Origin of the sequence: Rhodoplanes elegans (genome assembly GCF_016653355.1) — a bacterium.
GTDB classification, from domain to species: Bacteria; Pseudomonadota; Alphaproteobacteria; order Rhizobiales; family Xanthobacteraceae; genus Rhodoplanes; species Rhodoplanes elegans.
Genome location: NZ_NHSK01000257.1, coordinates 1 through 15,619, shown reverse-complemented (window position 1 = coordinate 15,619; position 15,619 = coordinate 1). Strand labels below are relative to the sequence as shown.

The following is a 15,619-nucleotide window of genomic DNA, read 5'->3' as shown; positions in this document are numbered from 1 at the left end:
CGTCCGCCCCTCAGCCGGCCGCGCCGACGCCCGCCGGCACCCCGTTCAAGCTGATCTTCCCGTCGATCATGCTGCCGATGTTCCTGGCCGTGGTCGATCAGACGATCGTGGCGACCGCCCTGCCGGCGATCGCCGCCTCGACCGGGCAGATCGAGCGCGCGCCCTGGGTGGTGATCGCCTATCTGATCGCCGCCACGGTCGCGGCGCCCGTGTACGGGCGGCTCGGCGACGCCTTCGGCCGGCGCCGGCTCCTGCTGGTGGCGCTCGGCGTGTTCCTGGTCACGTCGCTCCTGTGCGCCGCCGCGCCGACCATCGAGACGCTGGCGCTCGCCCGCGTCCTGCAGGGGCTCGGCGGCGGCGGGCTGATGACGCTGTCGCAGGCGCTGGTCGGCGAGGCGGTGCCGCCGCGCGAGCGCGCCCGCTATCAGGGTTGGCTCGCCGGCGTCGCCGTCACGGCGAACTCGTTCGGCCCGGTGGTCGGCGGCGTCCTCACCGAGCATTTCGGCTGGCGCTCGATCTTCCTGGTCAACCTGCCGATCGCCGTGCTGGCGATGGGGCTCGTGCTGCGCCTGCCGGTCCGCAAGGTCGAGCGGACTGCGTGGGCGTCCGATCCGCTCGGGCTGATCCTGTTCGCCGCCTTCGTGACGACGACGCTGTTGTCGCTCGAGCAGGTGCAGCGGGCGAACTTCTCGGCCCTGCCGTTCGCCGCGGCGCTGCTCGCCGCGGCGGCGCTCAGCCTCGTGCTGCTGATCCTGCAAGAGCGCCGCACGCCCTCGCCGCTGATCCCGCTCGGTCTGCTCAAGCAGCCTGCGATCTGGCGCGCCGACGCGATGGCGGCCTTCCACGGTGGCGCGCTGGTCTCGCTGATCACCTTCCTGCCGGTCTATCTCGGCGTCGTGCGCGGCGCCTCGCCGTCGACCATGGGTCTCGTGCTGGTGCCGCTCACCATCGGGATCGGCACCGGTTCGCTGCTCACCGGCCGGCTGATGGCGAGCACCGGCTACACCACCGTGTTCCCCTCGATCGGTCTCGGGCTCGCCGCCGTCAATCTGGTCGTGCTGGCGATCTTCGCCAACGACCTGTCGATCACGGCGCTCGGCGGCATGATGTTCTGGAACGGCGCCTGCATGGGCACCGTGATGGCGGTCGTGCAGGTGACGGTGCAGAGCGCCGCCGGACCCGGCCGGCTCGGCGAGGCGGCGGGCTCCGTGCAGTTCTCGCGCTCGATCGGGGCCGGGCTCGGCACCGCCGTGATCGCGACGCTGCTGTTCGGCTGGCTGGCGCTCCACAATCCGGAGGCGCTGGCGGTCTTCTCCGGGCTGGCGCAGCGCGGCCGCGACGCCGCCGCGAGCCTGCCGCCCGAGCGGCTCGCCGCCGTGCAGGGCGACATCCGCGACGCCTTCCGGGTGGTCTTCCTCGGCATCGCCGGCTTCACGCTCGGCGGCCTCGCGCTCGCGCTGACCAACCCGCTGCGGCGGATCTGATAGTCGCCGAGCTCGTCATTCCGGGGCGGCGCGCAGCGCCGAACCCGGAATCCAACCCCGACCGCGGAATCCGCCGCTGGATTCCGGGTTCGCGGCTTCGCCGCGCCCCGGAATGACTGGGGCTAATGATGCACGCCGTTCGGCGGCTGGCTCAGGCGGTCCACCCAGGCGATGCCGATCGCCGACAGGATGAAGACGCAGTGGATGATGGTCTGCCACATCACGCCCGTCGCGGTGAGGGTGCCGCGCCCGGAGTCGAGCGCACCGGCCTCGATGAAGGTGCGCAGCAGGTGGATCGACGAGATGCCGATGATCGCCATCGCGAGCTTGATCTTCAGCACGCTCGCATTGACGTGTGAGAGCCATTCCGGCTGGTCCGGATGGCCCTCGAGGCCGAGCCGCGACACGAAGGTCTCGTAGCCGCCGACGATCACCATGATGAGCAGGTTCGAGATCATCACCACGTCGATCAGGCCGAGCACCACCAGCATGATCTGCAGCTCGCTGAAGTCGAACGAGTGGGTGACGAGGTGCCACAGCTCCTTGAGGAACAGCACCACGTAGACGCCCTGGGCGACGATCAGGCCCACATAGAGCGGCAGCTGCAGCCAGCGCGAGCTGAAGATCAGCATCGGCAGGGGGCGCAGCGCCTTCGGCAGCGGCTTCGAAGGGTGCGGGGTCGTCTCGGTCATCCGGAGGGTCTCGCTGAAGCCTTGGCAAGGCAGTGGGTCATGGGAATCGGCGGGTGATACGACCGGGGCGGCCCTCCGGTCCACCGCCGCGCACCATCCAGCAGACCAAATCGTCGGTGACATGACGCCGAAACACCGCTTCGACCGCGGCTTGCGATCCGCGCTGCGACAGGCGGTCGCAGTGGGCGACTGCCCACCTTCTCCGATCTCGCAAGGCCTTGTTGGGCCGCCCGGGCGGTCCCACCGGAATCGTGGGCATCTTTCCTCTGGCCTCGGCCGTGCCCCGCCGCCTAGCATTAGTCCAAACAACGAACACCACCAGGAAACGCCCGATGACGACACACGCCACCCCCGGCGCCGCCGCGCCCCGTCGCCCGTTCCCGCTCAATGCCTGGTACGCCGCCGCCTGGACCCACGAGATCGGCCGCGCGCTGTCGGCCCGCACCGTCTGCGGCAAGGACATGGTGCTGTACCGTCGCTCCGACGGCCGCGTCGCCGCGCTGGAGGACGCCTGCTGGCACCGGCTGCTGCCGCTCTCGCTCGGCCGCCTCGACGGCGACCAGGTGGTGTGCGGCTATCACGGCCTCGTCTTCGACGGCGACGGCCGCTGCACCTTCATGCCGGCACAGAAGACCATCAATCCGTCGGCCTGCGTGCACGCCTATCCGGTCGCCGAGCGCCACCGGCTGGTGTGGGTGTGGCCGGGCGACCCGGCGCTCGCCGATCCGGCGACGATTCCCGACTTCCACTGGAACGACGGCACCGACTGGGTCGGCGAGGGCGGCACCTTCTATTCGCTGAAATGCGACTACCGGCTGGTCATCGACAATCTGATGGACCTGACGCACGAGACCTATGTGCATGCCGGCAGCATCGGCCACGACGCCATCCTGGAGAGCCCGTTCGACGTCACCCATTCGGACCGTCGCGCGACCGTGACGCGCTGGATGATCGACATCGAGGCGCCGCCGTTCTGGGCCAAGCTGCTCGGCAAGCCCGGCAATGTCGACCGCTGGCAGATCATCCACTTCCAGGCGCCCTCGGTGATCGCCGGCGACGTCGGCGTGGCGCCGACCGGCACCGGCGCGCGCGAGGGGGATCGCTCGCAGGGCGTCAACGGTTGCTTCCTCGCGGCGATCACGCCGGAGACCGAGACGAGCTGCCACTATCACTGGAACTTCGTGCGCAACTTCCGCCGCGACGATCACGAGCTGACGCGGGCGATCCAGAAGGGCCACGTCAACGACGGCAAGGGCGTCTACGACCAGGACCACGTGGTGCTCGAGGCGCAGCAGAAGGCGATCGACCGCAATCCGCGCATGCCGTTCTACAATCTCAACATCGACGCCGGCGCCCTGTGGGCCCGTCAGCTCATCGACCGCATGCTCGACGCCGAGCAGGCCGGCCCGCGGGCGGTCCCGAGCCAGGCGGCGGAGTGACGTCATGCTCGCGCGAACCGACCAGCAGACCGGCGTCCTGCGCGCCACCCGCGACCTCACGCCCGACATCCGGCTGTTCGAGATCGAGCCGGCGATCTTCACGCCGCCGCCGCCCGGCAGCCATCTCGACCTGACGGTGCGGATCGAAGAGCGCCCGGACACCCGTTCCTACTCGATCGTCGGGGCGTGTGCGGACGGCCTCTACCGGATCGCCGTGAAGCTTTTGCCGCAGTCGCGCGGCGGCTCGGCTTACATGTGGACGCTCGCGCCCGGCGCGCGCCTCTCCTTCACCGGGCCACACGACACCTTCCCGCTCGGCACCGGCCGGCCCGATTATCTGCTCGTCGCCGGCGGCATCGGCATCACGCCGATCTACACGATGGCGACCGCGCTCGCCCGCGCCGGCGCACGGATGCGGCTCGTCTACGCGGCGCGGCGCGCCGCCGACCTCGCCCTCGTCGACGAGCTGCGCGAGGCGCTCGGCGAGCGGCTGACCGTGATCACCAGCGAGACCGGCGGCCGGGTCGACCTCGCCGCCGCGATCGCCGGGCTCGCGCCCGACGGCGAACTCTATGTCTGCGGCCCGATCGGCATGCTGGAGGCAGCCAAGCACGCCTGGCAGGCGAGCGGCCGGCGGCCCGAGAACCTGCGCTTCGAGACCTTCGGCTGCAGCGGCCGCTTCCCGACCGTGCCGTTCACGGTCGCGATCCCGCGGCTCGGCAAGGAAATCGTCGTGCCGGCGAACCGCACCATGCTCGACGCGCTGGAGGCGGCCGGCGTCGCCATGATCTCCGACTGCCGCAAGGGCGAGTGCGGCCTGTGCGCCCTGCCGATCCTCGCGGTCGACGGCACGGTCGACCACCGCGACGTGTTCTTCAGCGACGCCGAGAAGGCGTCGAACGCCAAGCTCTGCACCTGCGTCTCCCGCGTCGCCGGCGGCCGCATCACCATCGACACGGCCGACCGGCAGGAGTGAGGGCCGGCGTATCGCGGACGAGTGCGACGCGCATTCAAGCGTTGACGAGAGCGTTTGATTAGCCCCGAATTCCGCTCGTCCCCGCGAAGGCGGGGACCCAGGGGCGACACGCCGTGTGGCCCTGGATGCCCGCCTGCGCGGGCATGAGCGGAGGAAGGGCAGCGTCCGCGCATCCGCTACGCCGGCACCTGGGTCTTGTACCAGTCGAGAATCTCCGCCCCCGTCCACATCACCACATTGCCGTGGCCGAGGATGTAGTCGTAGAGCGCCTCGAGATACTTGATCCGGTGCGGCACGCCGGTGAGGTAGGGGTGGATGGCGATCGCCATCACGCGCGGCGTCGTCGCGCCCTCCTGATAGAGCCGGTCGAACTGATCACGGCCGCGGCGAAGGATCTCGTCGGAGGGCTGCTGCTGCACGGCGCTGATCACGACGTCGTTGACCTCGACCGTGTAGGGCACCGACACCACCCGTCCGGACCGCGTCGCGATCGGCACCGGCTGGTCGTCCAGCACCCAGTCGGCGACGTACTCGATCCCCTCCTCGGCGAGAATGTCGATCGTCTCGTCGGTCTCGGTGAGGCCGGGGCTCTCCCAGCCGCGCGGCGGCTTGCCGGTGAAGGCCTTGATGGTCTCGACGGTCTTGCGGATGGCGGCGCGCTGGTCGTCGAGCTTGTGCATCGGACGCTGCACGAAGCCGTGCCCCATGAAGTCCCAGCCGGCGTCCCGCGCCGCCGCACAGATCTCCGGATAGGTCTCGCAGGCGATGCCGTTGACCGCGAAGGTCGCCTTCAGGCGGCGCGCCTCGAGCGCGTCGAGGAAGCGCCAGAAGCCGACCCGGTTGCCGTACTCGTGCCAGGCCCAATTGGGCACGTCCGGCAACAGCGGCTGCCCCATCGGCGGCGGCAGCACGGCGCGCGGCATCGCTCCTTCGGTGAGCCAGTTCTCGACATTGACGATCGTCCACACGGCGACCCGGGCGCCGCCGGGCAGCTTCAAGGCGGGCCGCCGATGGATCGGTTGATAGGGAATGCGGCCGCGCAGGCTGTGGCCGAGGGTCTCGCTCATGGCGCGTCTCTCCGTGTTTCTTTTCTTGCGGGCGACGAGGCGAAAGGCGCAGCCTAGCAGGCCGCGGCGCCGGCGAGGCCGCACGCCGCCGCATCGAAGCGATGCAGGGATGGCGGGTCACACGGCCACACCGTCATTCCGGGGCGCCGCGCAGCGGCGAACCCGGAATCCACCTACGGATTCGGAGCAAGTCGCTGGATTCCGGGTTCGCACCTTCGGTGCGCCCCGGAATGACGGGCGGTCGCCTGCTCACCCGGCCGGCAACAGAAGCTCGGCGCGCAGGCCGCCGATCGGGGCCGCCGATAATGTAAGCTTGCCGCCGTAGAGGCCGGCGAGCTCGGTGACGATCGACAGGCCGAGGCCGGAGCCCGGCTTGGTCTCGTCGAGCCGCTTGCCGCGCCGCGCGACCTGCTCGCGCTCGGCCTCAGAGAGGCCCGGCCCGTCGTCGTCGACGACGATGCGCAGGCCGGCGCCGGCGCGCCGGTCGGGCGACGGCGCCGGCAGCGCCTCGATCGCGACGCGCCCCTGCGCCCATTTGCAGGCATTGTCGACCAGGTTGCCGACCATCTCCTCGAGGTCCTGCCGCTCGCCGACGAAGCGCAGCGTCTCCGGCACGTCGGCGTCGATGACGAGGCCGCGGTCGTGATGCAGCTTCTCCATGGTGCGGGCGAGCGCCGTGACGACCGGCTTCACCTCGGTGACGGTGCCGACCACGGTGAGGCGGGCCGACAGCCGCGCCCGCTCGAGATGGCGGGCCACCTGGTCGCGCATGATCGCCGCCTGCTCGCGCACTTTTCTAGCGAGCGGATCGTCGTCGCCGCGCGTCGCCGCCTCGTTGACGACCACGGACAACGGCGTCTTCAGCGCATGGGCGAGATTGCCGACATGGGTGCGGGCGCGCTCGACGATCTCCCGGTTGGCCTCGATCAGCGCGTTGGTCTCGCGCGCCAGCGGCTCGATCTCGTCCGGAAACTCGCCCTCCAGCCGCTCGCTGCGGCCGGCCCGGATCGCGGCGAGGCTCTCGGAGATGCGCTTCAGCGGCGCGAGGCCGAACCGCACCTGGAACATCGTGATCAGCAGCAGCACCGCGGCCAGCATCACGAACGTGATGGCGAGGGCGTTGTCGAAGGAGCGCGTCTCCTCGTCGATCTCCTGCGGATCGCCGGCGACCGAGACGAGGAAGCGGCCCTCGTCGCCGAGATCGACGGTCCGCTCGACCAGCCGCAGCCGCTGGTCCTCGGGGCCCGGCACGTAGGAGCGCCGGCTGCCGTCCGGCCCGGGCGGCAGGCTTTCGGAGAGATGCGGGAGGGTCTGGTCCCACAGCGAGCGCGACGAGCGGGTCTCGGGCTTTTGCGCGCCGAGCCGGGTGATCTGCCAATACCAGCCCGACAGCGGCAGCTCGAACAGCGGCTCGCCGAGCGACAGCGGCCCGCGGTCGGACCCCTCCTCGGGCGCCGCCACCTCGGCCACCAGGGTGCGCAGATAGACGCCGAGTCGGCGGTCGAACGAGCGCTCCACGGCCTGGCGATACAGCGACGACAGGCTGATGCCGGTGGCGAGCAGGATGATCACGGTCCACGCCGTGGCCGAGAGGAAGAGGCGCAGCGCGAGCGAGTTGGCGCGCATCTAGTTCGGATCCCCGTACCCCGGCGTCGTCATGCCCGGCCTTGTGCCGGGCATCCACGGCGCGACCGCAGGCCGCGTGAAGACGTGGATGGCCGGGACGAGCCCGGCCATGACGGGCTGATCGTCATGCCCCGCTTGATGACAGATGTCACGACCGGCTCTCCTCGGGCGGCGTGAGCAGATAGCCGAGGCCGCGCACCGTCTGGATCACATCGACGCCGAGCTTCTTGCGGATGCGGCCGACGAACACCTCGATGGTGTTGGAGTCGCGGTCGAAGTCCTGATCGTAGAGATGCTCGACCAGCTCGGTGCGCGACACCACGCGCCCCGAATGGTGCATCAGATAGGAGAGCAGCCGGTACTCGTGCGAGGTGAGTTTTACGGGCGCGCCGTCCACGGTCACCCGCCCCGTGCGAGAATCGAGCCGCACCGGTCCGCACAGGAACTCGGACTTGGCGTGGCCGACCGAGCGGCGCAGCAGCGCCCGGATACGGGCCAGCACCTCCTCCAGATGGAACGGCTTCGCCACGTAGTCGTCGGCGCCGGCGTCGAAGGCCTGCACCTTGTCGCTCCAGCGGTCGCGCGCGGTGAGCATCAGCACCGGCATCACGCGGCCGGCGCGGCGCCAGCTCTCCAGCACCGAGAGCCCGTCCATCTTGGGCAGGCCGATGTCGAGGATGATGGCGTCGTAGGGCTCGGTCTCGCCGAGATAATGCCCCTCCTCGCCGTCGGCGGCGCGGTCCACCACGTAGCCGGCGTCGGTCAGCGCGGTGGCGAGCTGGCGATTGAGGTCGGGATCGTCCTCGACGACCAGGAGCCGCATGGTCTCGGTCCTCTGGATGCCGGTGCCGGCGGGGGCGGGCCGGACGGCGGCGGCAGCGTGTTGCTCGGTTTGGTGGAAGGACGGGGCTCGGGGGTTCGGAACATCGTCGGTGCGCACCGGCGCGATCGACGGCAGCGGCAGCCGTCGCGGTCACGGTCCGGAGATCAGCGCTCCCGTCCCGGCATCGACGGTGGCGCGCACCACCTTGCCGCCGCGCGGCAGCACCGTGAGCATGTAGACGAGACGGCCGTTCTGCTCGCATAGGCGGGCGCGCAGAAGCTCGCCGTGGCGCGCCTTGACGGCGCTCGCCGCCTTGGCGAGCGGCACCACCTGCTTGGCGGCCGTGCGGGCGCGCTGCTCGGCCCGGGTGAGACAGCGCGGACCGGCGGGTGCGGCCGCCGCTCCGGCCGGCGCCGTCGCGGCGGTCGCGCCGGTGACGGCACCGTTGCCGTTGCCCACCGCGGCGCCCTCGGTCCGGGTCGGCACCACGAGCCCGTGCGGCCGCGCCGCCGGCTTGGTCTCGGCGGCGGCCGGCTCGGGCCCGCGCGGCTCGGCCGCACGCGGCTCGAAGGAGCCCGGCTCGGGATCCGAGGCGATGCAGGGCAATGACCACGCGACCAGGCCGGCGGACAGGACCGCCGTGACGACCGCAACCATCGGTGCTCGCGTCCTCATGCCTCGCCTCGCCGAATTCTCGCCGCCGATCCTCGCGTCGCGCCGCACCGCGCCGCGACTCCGGAGCACCGCAGTGTAGCCTCCCGGCCGGCACGGCGACAGAGCCGACCGGCGGCGCTCGGACGGGGCACTCCGGCGTAATCTAGGAACGGCGCAGCGGTTCTCAATGCCCGGCCGCATCGCGCGGCCGGCCGCTCAGCGGCGGCGCCGGACGGCGCGGACCACCGTCTCGACGACGCTCGGCGCCGGCTGGCCGGTCGTGGCCGCCTCCTTCTCGCGGGTGCGCCCGTTGACGTAGACGCCGAGCACGGCGAAGCGGGCGCCCCAGTAGAGGGTGAGGAGGCCGGTCGCGTTGGTGGCGGCGTTCAGCGGCCCGGCGTCGCCGCGCCCGAGCGACCAGATCAGCACGGCGAAGAACGCCGCGCACTCGATCGTCAGCTCGAACGCATAGGCGGGCCGCCACCAGCGCTGCAGCGGATCGCCGGCGAGCGCCTCGGCCCGCATGGTCGCGTTGGTCTCGGCGAGCGCGCGACCCTGCAGCTCGGCCTCGGCCCTGGCGATGTCGGCGAGCGCCGGCCAGCGCGCCGTCGCCTCGCCGTCGGCCGCGGCGAGCTTCGCCCGCAGCTCCGGCGCCGGGGTCGTCTCGATCGCCCGGCCGACCGCCTCCGCGGTCGGCTCGGTGCCGAGCGCGTCGGCGACGACGCCGCCGATCGCCTGGCCGATCAGGCCGCCGAGCGGACCGCCGAGCGCATTGCCGAGAATAGGGGCGCCCGCCCGCGCGAGCTGGCCGCCGATGTCGCGCCAGTCCATGTCAGACCTCCCGGGTGAGCGTCAGCACGGCGCGACCGAGCCGGGACGCGACGTCGCCCGTCCAGGCACGCTCGATCAGCGCCGTCCGGCGTACGATCATCGCGGCCGCGACCACGACGACCGCGAGACCGACGCCGATCAGCGACCATGTGAGAACAGGATGCAGGAAGGCCGGCCCGGCGTCGGCCGGCCGCACGGTGCCGGTCTGCGTCGCGGTCTCACCGGCGCCGCCACCAGCGGCCAGTCCACCGCCCGCGTTCCGCACGGCGCGGGACCGCCGCGTCGCTCGGTCGGTCACGTCCTTCGGCGGCGCCGGCTGCGACGGGCCGCTCGTGATCACGACGCCGGCCGCGGCGAGCGCCTTGAAGATCGCGACGACGCCGGGCTGGCGGTCGACGGCGTTCGGATCGTAGACGTGATCACGAACGTATTTTCCACCCGCGTAGAGGGTCGTCCAGCTCCACAGATAGGGACTGTTCCCCTTCCCCAGATAGCCCCAGCCGTTGTAGCGCTCGCACTCGTAGAGCACGCGCTCGAGCGACCAGACCGTCACGGTCTGCAGCCCTTTCATCGTGAGCGCGTCGATCGCGCTCTCGGTCCAGCCGAAGGGCGGCCCGTGGCCGACCTTCGGGCGCCCCTTCGGCACCTGCCGCGTGTAGCCGTTCAGGCTGTCGCCGTTGTGCAGATGGCCGGCGAAGCTGAGGCTGCTCTCGCGCATGTGCAGCGCGCCGATCATCCACCACGGCACGCCGGTCGCCCGCGCCACCGGCAGGTAACGATCCTGCGCTGCGCGGATGCGGGCCGCGACGGCCGCGGCGTCGTCGCGGCGGGCCGGCACGATCGCGGCCTTCGTCCACAGGGCGCGATAGCCGGCAGCGGTTGTTTCGGGAGTCGGTGGCATCTCGGGTCTCCTCGGCGCGTGGCGACGGCGGCGGCGCGGCTACAGATCGGCGCTCGCGGCGATCCAGGCGGACGCATTGGTGGTGTTGATGATGGCGGCGACGCCGGCGTTTCCGGCCGAGGCCGCGAAGAACACCGACCCGGCGATGGTCCGCCGCGTCGTGCTGCCGAGCGGCATGCTGGTGAGCGTCTGCCCGGCGGTGCCGTAGCATTCGAAATGCGACGGGCTCGACACCGACACGGTCGGCACGGCGAGCATCTCGACCGGCAGATCGAACAGCTTTCCGTAGGCCTCGGTGCTCGAATAGATCGAGAAGATGGCGACCGACTTGAACGCCGCGCCCGGCTGCCAGCGCCAATAGGTGCGCCAGCATCGCCGCAGCTCGTCGTCGCGCCGCTCGAACGCCGTGGCGAGCGCGCCGGGCTCGAGCTGCACGCGGGTCAGCGTGCCGGTGCCGAACTCGATCGTCGTCTGGGTCGCGGCCGCGAGCCCCGCCGTGGTGATCGGCCCGCCCGCATAGGCGCCGGACGCGGCGCCCTGATAGACGCGCGCCGGCGCGGTGCCGCTCCACGACGCCGTGTAGACCCCGCCCTCGACCAGCGCGGCCTCGATCACCTGACAGAGCGTGCCGCTGGTGATCGTGATCGTGGTGTCGATGCCGGTCGTCGCGAACGTGTAGGTGCAGCCGCCCGCGCTCGCCTTCCAGCGGTCGTGACCGTAGGCGCCGGCCGCGAGCGTCACGGTCCCGGAGACGGCGCGCTGGTTGACGGCGAAGGCGCCGTTGACGATGCGATTGCGGAACGACGGCGGGCGCGTGTTCGGCAGGGCCACGCCGCCGGTCGTGCGATCGACGACCAGCGCATCGAGCCACGTGGTCCCGTCCGGCGACACCTTGACGCGCAGATCGTCGTCGCCCGCGAGCCCGATCTCGGCGCGTCCCGCATAGGCGGTCTGGAACAGGAGCGACAGCGTCCTGGCGGCGCTCTCCTTGGAGAGCTTGTAACGGAGATCGCCGCTGCCACCCTCGGCGACGGACTTGGCGGTCCACAGCGCGTTGTTCAGCTTGGCGGCGAGCGGATTGGTCGCGTCGGCCGTGGTGCCGAGGCCGAGCAGGGTCAGATTCTGCAGCGCGTCGATCTCACCTTCGCCGCCCCCGCCGCCGCCTTCGCCACCCCCGCCACCGACGGCCTGCCAGGCCGCGCCGGTCCAGGCGACCAGCACGCCCTCGTCGGCGATCCAGCACAGCCAGCCGATCGCCGGGTCATGAAACTCCCAGCCGCCGTCCACGAAGTGGGCGATCGCATCGTCGTGCCCGGCGAAGGCGCCGCTGCCGGTCGCCTTGACCAGATAACGAGCGCCGGCGGCGGGTGACGCCGGCGGCGCCGCGAGATCGCGGTCGACGACCGCGAGCATCACCAGCGCGTCGAGCCTGTGCAACGCCTCGTTGTGGGTGACGTGCTTCTGAGCCTGGGCGGCCGCGATCAGCGGCAGCCCGAGATGGGGCGTCTCGGTCATGGCGATGTCCGGGTGGATTCGGATTGGTCAGACGGCGAGCACGGCGGTCGCGGCGACGCCGCGGCCGACCGTGGCGGAGAGTTGGACGACTCGCACCGCGAGGCTCGTCTGGGCGCTGCCGAAGTCGGCGAGCTCGTCGGCGGCCGCGTAGAGCGCGGTCGGCGCGGACGCGGCGAGCGTGCGCACCACCATCTCGCCGTTCAGGATGTCGACCTCCCAGGCCTCGGCGCTCTCGCCGAGCGGCACCTCGGCGACGTCCCACGAGTCGCCGTCGCGGCGGGTGCGGCGGACGAACGTGATGGTGACGCCGGCGGCGCTCCGCCGGCCGCGGACATGCACCGGGGCGAGCGGCCGCAGCATGGTCGGCTGCGGCGTCAGCGTGAGCACGACGGCGCTCGCGTCGTCGTGGGAGCGGGTCGCGGCGACGATGCGCAGCGTCATGGTGCGGCCGATCATGTCGGTGCCGCGGGCGACCGTGCGCAGCACGTCGTCGAGCTTGACGAAGGTCGCGCCGGCCGCGAGCGGGCGGATCGCGGGCTCGCTGCCGGCCTGGCCGCGCAGCAGCCGCGACACGCGCCAGGTGCTCGCCGCGACCAGCTCGGCGGCGCCGAACTGGATCACCTCGCAACCGCCGTCGGGCGCCACCAGCACGGCGGCGTTGCCGCCCGCCAGCAGCGCCGCGTCGGTGATCGACGCGAGCCCCCCGGTCACCAGCCGCACCCGGAAGCCGCCGTGCCGATCGATCCGCCACGGCGGGCCGGCCGGCACCGGATCGAGCGTCTCGCCCATCACGGCCGGAACGGTCGCGGTGGCGATTTGCTCGAAGCCGTCGCCGTCGAACGAGCGCCACACGGCGAGCGCGCCCGGCCACGGCGAAGCCGACACGGCGATGCGGGCCAGCACCGTATCGGGATCGCCCGGCAGGCTCGGCAGATCGAGCGCCACGACCGCGGCGGGACCGACCGCATCGGGCAGCACCGGCGCCGCCGGCGCGCGGCTCGCCAGCGGCAGCGCGAACACCTCCGGGTCGATCGACTGCGCCGTCACGGTGCGGCTCTGCGCGTCGACGATCTCGCGGATCTCGAACAGCCGCCGCCGGCCCGCGATCGTGAGGCCGATGACGTCGCCAGGCAGCAGCGCGAGCCGCGACGGCGGCAGCGCGAAGGTCGCGGTCTCACGCGACGCCCACAGATCCTGGAGCCGGATCTCGGCGCGGCGCTCCGCCTCGGCCCGGTCCATCACGGCGGCGAGGTCGGCCTGCAGGAGACGACGCGCGCCGCCGACCAGCCGGCGCGACGGCACGGCGGCGCGGCGGTAGTCGGCGTCGACGTCGCTGAAGCCGAGCGCGACGGCGGCCGGCAGCTCGGTTTCCTGCGCCCGCACCAGCCGGGTCGCCGCCCCCTCCTCCGGCTGGACCAGATCGTCCTCGCCGAGCTCGACGACCGGCGGCCCGCCGCGCGGACGGAACACCAGGGTCGGGCCGTCCGCCACCGCATCGAACGCGAAGGTGGCGGCGAGCGGCTCGATCGCGGCGCGCGGCATCATCGGCCGATCGATCACGAAGCCGGCCGGTCCGTCGCCGAGCCGGCGCGGGTCGCAGCCCGTCACCTCGGCGTCGGCAAACATCGTGTGCAGGAGCCCGTCGAGCGGACAGCCGCCGAGCCGGCCGGTGAGCCAGTGGCCGGTCTCCCAGTTCGGGCCGTCGCTCCACACGTCGGCCGCCGCCGGGAACTGCGGCCACGGCCGCGCGTCCCAGGTCCACAGCGTGACGGTCGCCGGATCGACCATGCGGCCGCCATAGACGGGCGAGATCGGGTTGCCGACGGTCGTCGCGCCATGGATCGGATCGAACGTCGTCAGCACCGCCTCGAGATGACGACGCTGAATCAGATCGTCGCGGCGTCCGGTCGAGAACCACGGCAGGCCGCTCTCGGAGGATTTCGGATCGGGAAACACGCTCGGCTGGTTGGCGCCCTTGTCGACCGCCGGGCAGCCGACCTCGGTCAGCCGGATCGGCTTCGACTTCGGCACCCAGGCGGTCGCGGTCGGCAGCCGCACGCCGCCGACGCGCTCGTGATGAGGATTGGACCAGAAGCTCCAAAGATCCTTCTGACGGAACATCCAGGGCTCGCCGAGGCCGTCGGTGATTGGCGAGCGGGCCTGCGCCGTGCGATCGGTGGCGCTCGCGTAGTACCAGTCGAAGGCCTCGCCGCGGCGCAGATTGGCGGCCAGATACGCGCGGTCGTGAATGTCGTCGGCGACCGCGCGGTCGAGATGGCCGGCGGTGTCGCGCCAGTCGGCGAGCGGCGCATAATAGTCGATGCCGATCGCGTCGATGGCCGGCGACGCCCACAGCGGATCGAGCGGAAAGCGCACCTCGGTCGCCGCCGCATCGACCACGTGGGCGCCGTACTCGGTCCAGTCGGCCCCGTAGGTGACGGCCGTGCCGGCGCCGAGCATCGCCTTCACGTCGGCGGCGAGCGCGACGAGCGCGTTCACGGCCGGGTAGACGCCGGAGGCGCTGCGCACTCGCGTCAGCCCGATCAACTCGGAGCCGATCAGGAAGCCGTCGACGCCGCCGGCCGCGGCGGCGAGCGAGGCGTAGTGCAGCACCATGCGACGATAGCGCCAGGCGTTCGGATCGCCGGTCCCGAAGAAGGCGTCGATCTGGCCCTGCGCGGCACTGGTGCCGTCCGGCGAGCCGGGTCGCCCCGGCGCCGGATCGCAGGTGATGCGGCCGCGCCACGGATAGGCCGGCTGCGACGACGCGCCGGTCCACGGATCGGGGCGGCCGCTGCCGGCCGGCACGTCCATCATCACGAACGGATAGAGCGTCACCTTCAGGCCGCGCACCTTCAGCGCGGCGATCAGGTCGCGCACCGCGTCGTCGGACGGCGTGCCGCCATAGGCCGGTCGCCCGGCGACCAGCGAGACGAGGTGCGCGCTCGCACGATCGACCCCGGCGACCGACCAGACGAGCGGATGCGTCTGCTTGACGGCGGAGTCGACGCCGGGGCGGATCTCGCAGCTCGCGGCGCGCAGGTCGGTGCCGAACCAGGCCACCACGACCGCGACCTCGGAGAGGTTCGGGCACGTCGCCTGCAGATCGTCGAGCGCCGCCTCGACATCGGCACCGGCGACCGGGACGTGACGGTTCTCGGCGCCGGTGCGGCCGGGCCCGAGGAGCTGCACCACGGTCGACGGCGCGTAGCCGAACTCGGTGGTGCCCGGGATCAGCGTGACGGCCCGCACCATGCGCTCGAGCGCGCCGACCGGCCGCATCAGCTCGAAGGCGAGCTGCGGGATGCGATTGCCGTAGGGCGCGAGCGGTAGCCGCTCGAACACCACATAGGCGAGCCCACGATAGGCCGGCGTGCCGGCCCCGCCCTGCCGCGCGACGATCAGCGGATCGGCCGGCTGTCCCTCGTCGCCGCGATGGACCCGCATCGTGACGGTCCCGAGGTCGAGCACCTCGCCGTCCGCCCAGACGCGGCCGACACGCCCGATCAGTCCCTCGCACAGGCCGACCGCGAAGTTCGCATAATAACTGTAGGTCGTCGTCGTGGTGGTCGTCGTGCCGCCGCCGCCGGACGCGCCGATGCTCTTGCCGC

At 72.0% G+C, this 15,619-nt stretch carries 12 protein-coding genes; 3 read left to right on the top strand and 9 right to left on the bottom strand.

Features of this window, described 5'->3' with window-relative positions; all coding sequences use genetic code 11:
• Positions 1–1,484, top strand: a 1,484-nt coding sequence (locus tag CCR97_RS27715; RefSeq protein ID WP_201160079.1) for an MFS transporter, incomplete at its 5' end; no start/stop codon positions are given.
• 122 nt (positions 1,485–1,606) lie between these two features.
• On the opposite strand, the gene CCR97_RS27710 is transcribed toward CCR97_RS27715, so the two are convergent.
• Complete coding sequence (locus CCR97_RS27710) at positions 1,607–2,176, bottom strand: TIGR00645 family protein (protein ID WP_111358358.1); 570 nt, start codon at positions 2,174–2,176, stop codon at positions 1,607–1,609.
• A gap of 332 nt (positions 2,177–2,508) precedes the next feature.
• Between CCR97_RS27710 and CCR97_RS27705 the strand changes: the two genes are divergently transcribed.
• The gene (locus CCR97_RS27705) at positions 2,509–3,615 is read left to right on the top strand and encodes an aromatic ring-hydroxylating dioxygenase subunit alpha (RefSeq protein ID WP_111358357.1); all 1,107 of its coding nucleotides are present in this window, start codon (positions 2,509–2,511) and stop codon (positions 3,613–3,615) included.
• A 4-nt stretch (positions 3,616–3,619) separates the two neighbouring features.
• On the top strand, positions 3,620–4,591 hold the full coding sequence (locus CCR97_RS27700; protein WP_111358356.1) for a PDR/VanB family oxidoreductase: 972 nt from the start codon (positions 3,620–3,622) through the stop codon (positions 4,589–4,591).
• Between the two features lie 176 nt (positions 4,592–4,767).
• Here the strand turns inward: CCR97_RS27700 and CCR97_RS27695 are convergent, their stop codons facing one another.
• The 8 genes from CCR97_RS27695 to CCR97_RS27660 form a co-directional block, all read right to left on the bottom strand.
• Positions 4,768–5,658: a polysaccharide deacetylase family protein gene (locus tag CCR97_RS27695; RefSeq protein ID WP_111358355.1), complete on the bottom strand. Its 891-nt coding sequence runs from the start codon at positions 5,656–5,658 to the stop codon at positions 4,768–4,770.
• Between the two features lie 249 nt (positions 5,659–5,907).
• The gene (locus CCR97_RS27690) at positions 5,908–7,284 is read right to left on the bottom strand and encodes a sensor histidine kinase (protein WP_111360333.1); all 1,377 of its coding nucleotides are present in this window, start codon (positions 7,282–7,284) and stop codon (positions 5,908–5,910) included.
• A gap of 148 nt (positions 7,285–7,432) precedes the next feature.
• Positions 7,433–8,107 (bottom strand): response regulator transcription factor, encoded by a 675-nt coding sequence (locus CCR97_RS27685; RefSeq protein ID WP_111360335.1) that lies wholly within the window; start codon positions 8,105–8,107, stop codon positions 7,433–7,435.
• Between the two features lie 150 nt (positions 8,108–8,257).
• Positions 8,258–8,782, bottom strand: coding sequence for a PepSY domain-containing protein (locus CCR97_RS27680; RefSeq protein ID WP_201160078.1), 525 nt, complete (start codon positions 8,780–8,782; stop codon positions 8,258–8,260).
• Between the two features lie 195 nt (positions 8,783–8,977).
• A complete protein-coding gene (locus CCR97_RS27675) occupies positions 8,978–9,592 on the bottom strand; it encodes a 3TM-type holin (RefSeq protein ID WP_201160077.1) in 615 nt (204 codons plus the stop codon).
• Position 9,593: 1 nt separating this feature from the next.
• Complete coding sequence (locus tag CCR97_RS27670; RefSeq protein ID WP_201160076.1) at positions 9,594–10,493, bottom strand: hypothetical protein; 900 nt, start codon at positions 10,491–10,493, stop codon at positions 9,594–9,596.
• A gap of 39 nt (positions 10,494–10,532) precedes the next feature.
• A complete protein-coding gene (locus CCR97_RS27665; RefSeq protein WP_201160075.1) occupies positions 10,533–12,008 on the bottom strand; it encodes a DUF2793 domain-containing protein in 1,476 nt (491 codons plus the stop codon).
• A 27-nt stretch (positions 12,009–12,035) separates the two neighbouring features.
• Positions 12,036–15,619 (bottom strand): baseplate multidomain protein megatron (locus tag CCR97_RS27660; RefSeq protein ID WP_201160074.1); only part of this gene is annotated, 3,584 nt, incomplete at its 5' end.

What these genes read in the sequence shown, in the direction of transcription:
- CCR97_RS27710 (WP_111358358.1), bottom strand. Translation starts at nt 2,176, where the DNA reads ATGACCGAGACGACCCCGCACCCTTCGAAGCCGCTGCCGAAGGCGCTG.
- CCR97_RS27695 (WP_111358355.1), bottom strand. Translation starts at nt 5,658, where the DNA reads ATGAGCGAGACCCTCGGCCACAGCCTGCGCGGCCGCATTCCCTATCAA.
- CCR97_RS27670 (WP_201160076.1), bottom strand. Translation starts at nt 10,493, where the DNA reads ATGCCACCGACTCCCGAAACAACCGCTGCCGGCTATCGCGCCCTGTGG.
- CCR97_RS27665 (WP_201160075.1), bottom strand. Translation starts at nt 12,008, where the DNA reads ATGACCGAGACGCCCCATCTCGGGCTGCCGCTGATCGCGGCCGCCCAG.
- CCR97_RS27705 (WP_111358357.1), top strand. Translation starts at nt 2,509, where the DNA reads ATGACGACACACGCCACCCCCGGCGCCGCCGCGCCCCGTCGCCCGTTC.
- CCR97_RS27690 (WP_111360333.1), bottom strand. Translation starts at nt 7,284, where the DNA reads ATGCGCGCCAACTCGCTCGCGCTGCGCCTCTTCCTCTCGGCCACGGCG.
- CCR97_RS27700 (WP_111358356.1), top strand. Translation starts at nt 3,620, where the DNA reads ATGCTCGCGCGAACCGACCAGCAGACCGGCGTCCTGCGCGCCACCCGC.
- CCR97_RS27685 (WP_111360335.1), bottom strand. Translation starts at nt 8,107, where the DNA reads ATGCGGCTCCTGGTCGTCGAGGACGATCCCGACCTCAATCGCCAGCTC.
- CCR97_RS27680 (WP_201160078.1), bottom strand. Translation starts at nt 8,782, where the DNA reads ATGAGGACGCGAGCACCGATGGTTGCGGTCGTCACGGCGGTCCTGTCC.
- CCR97_RS27675 (WP_201160077.1), bottom strand. Translation starts at nt 9,592, where the DNA reads ATGGACTGGCGCGACATCGGCGGCCAGCTCGCGCGGGCGGGCGCCCCT.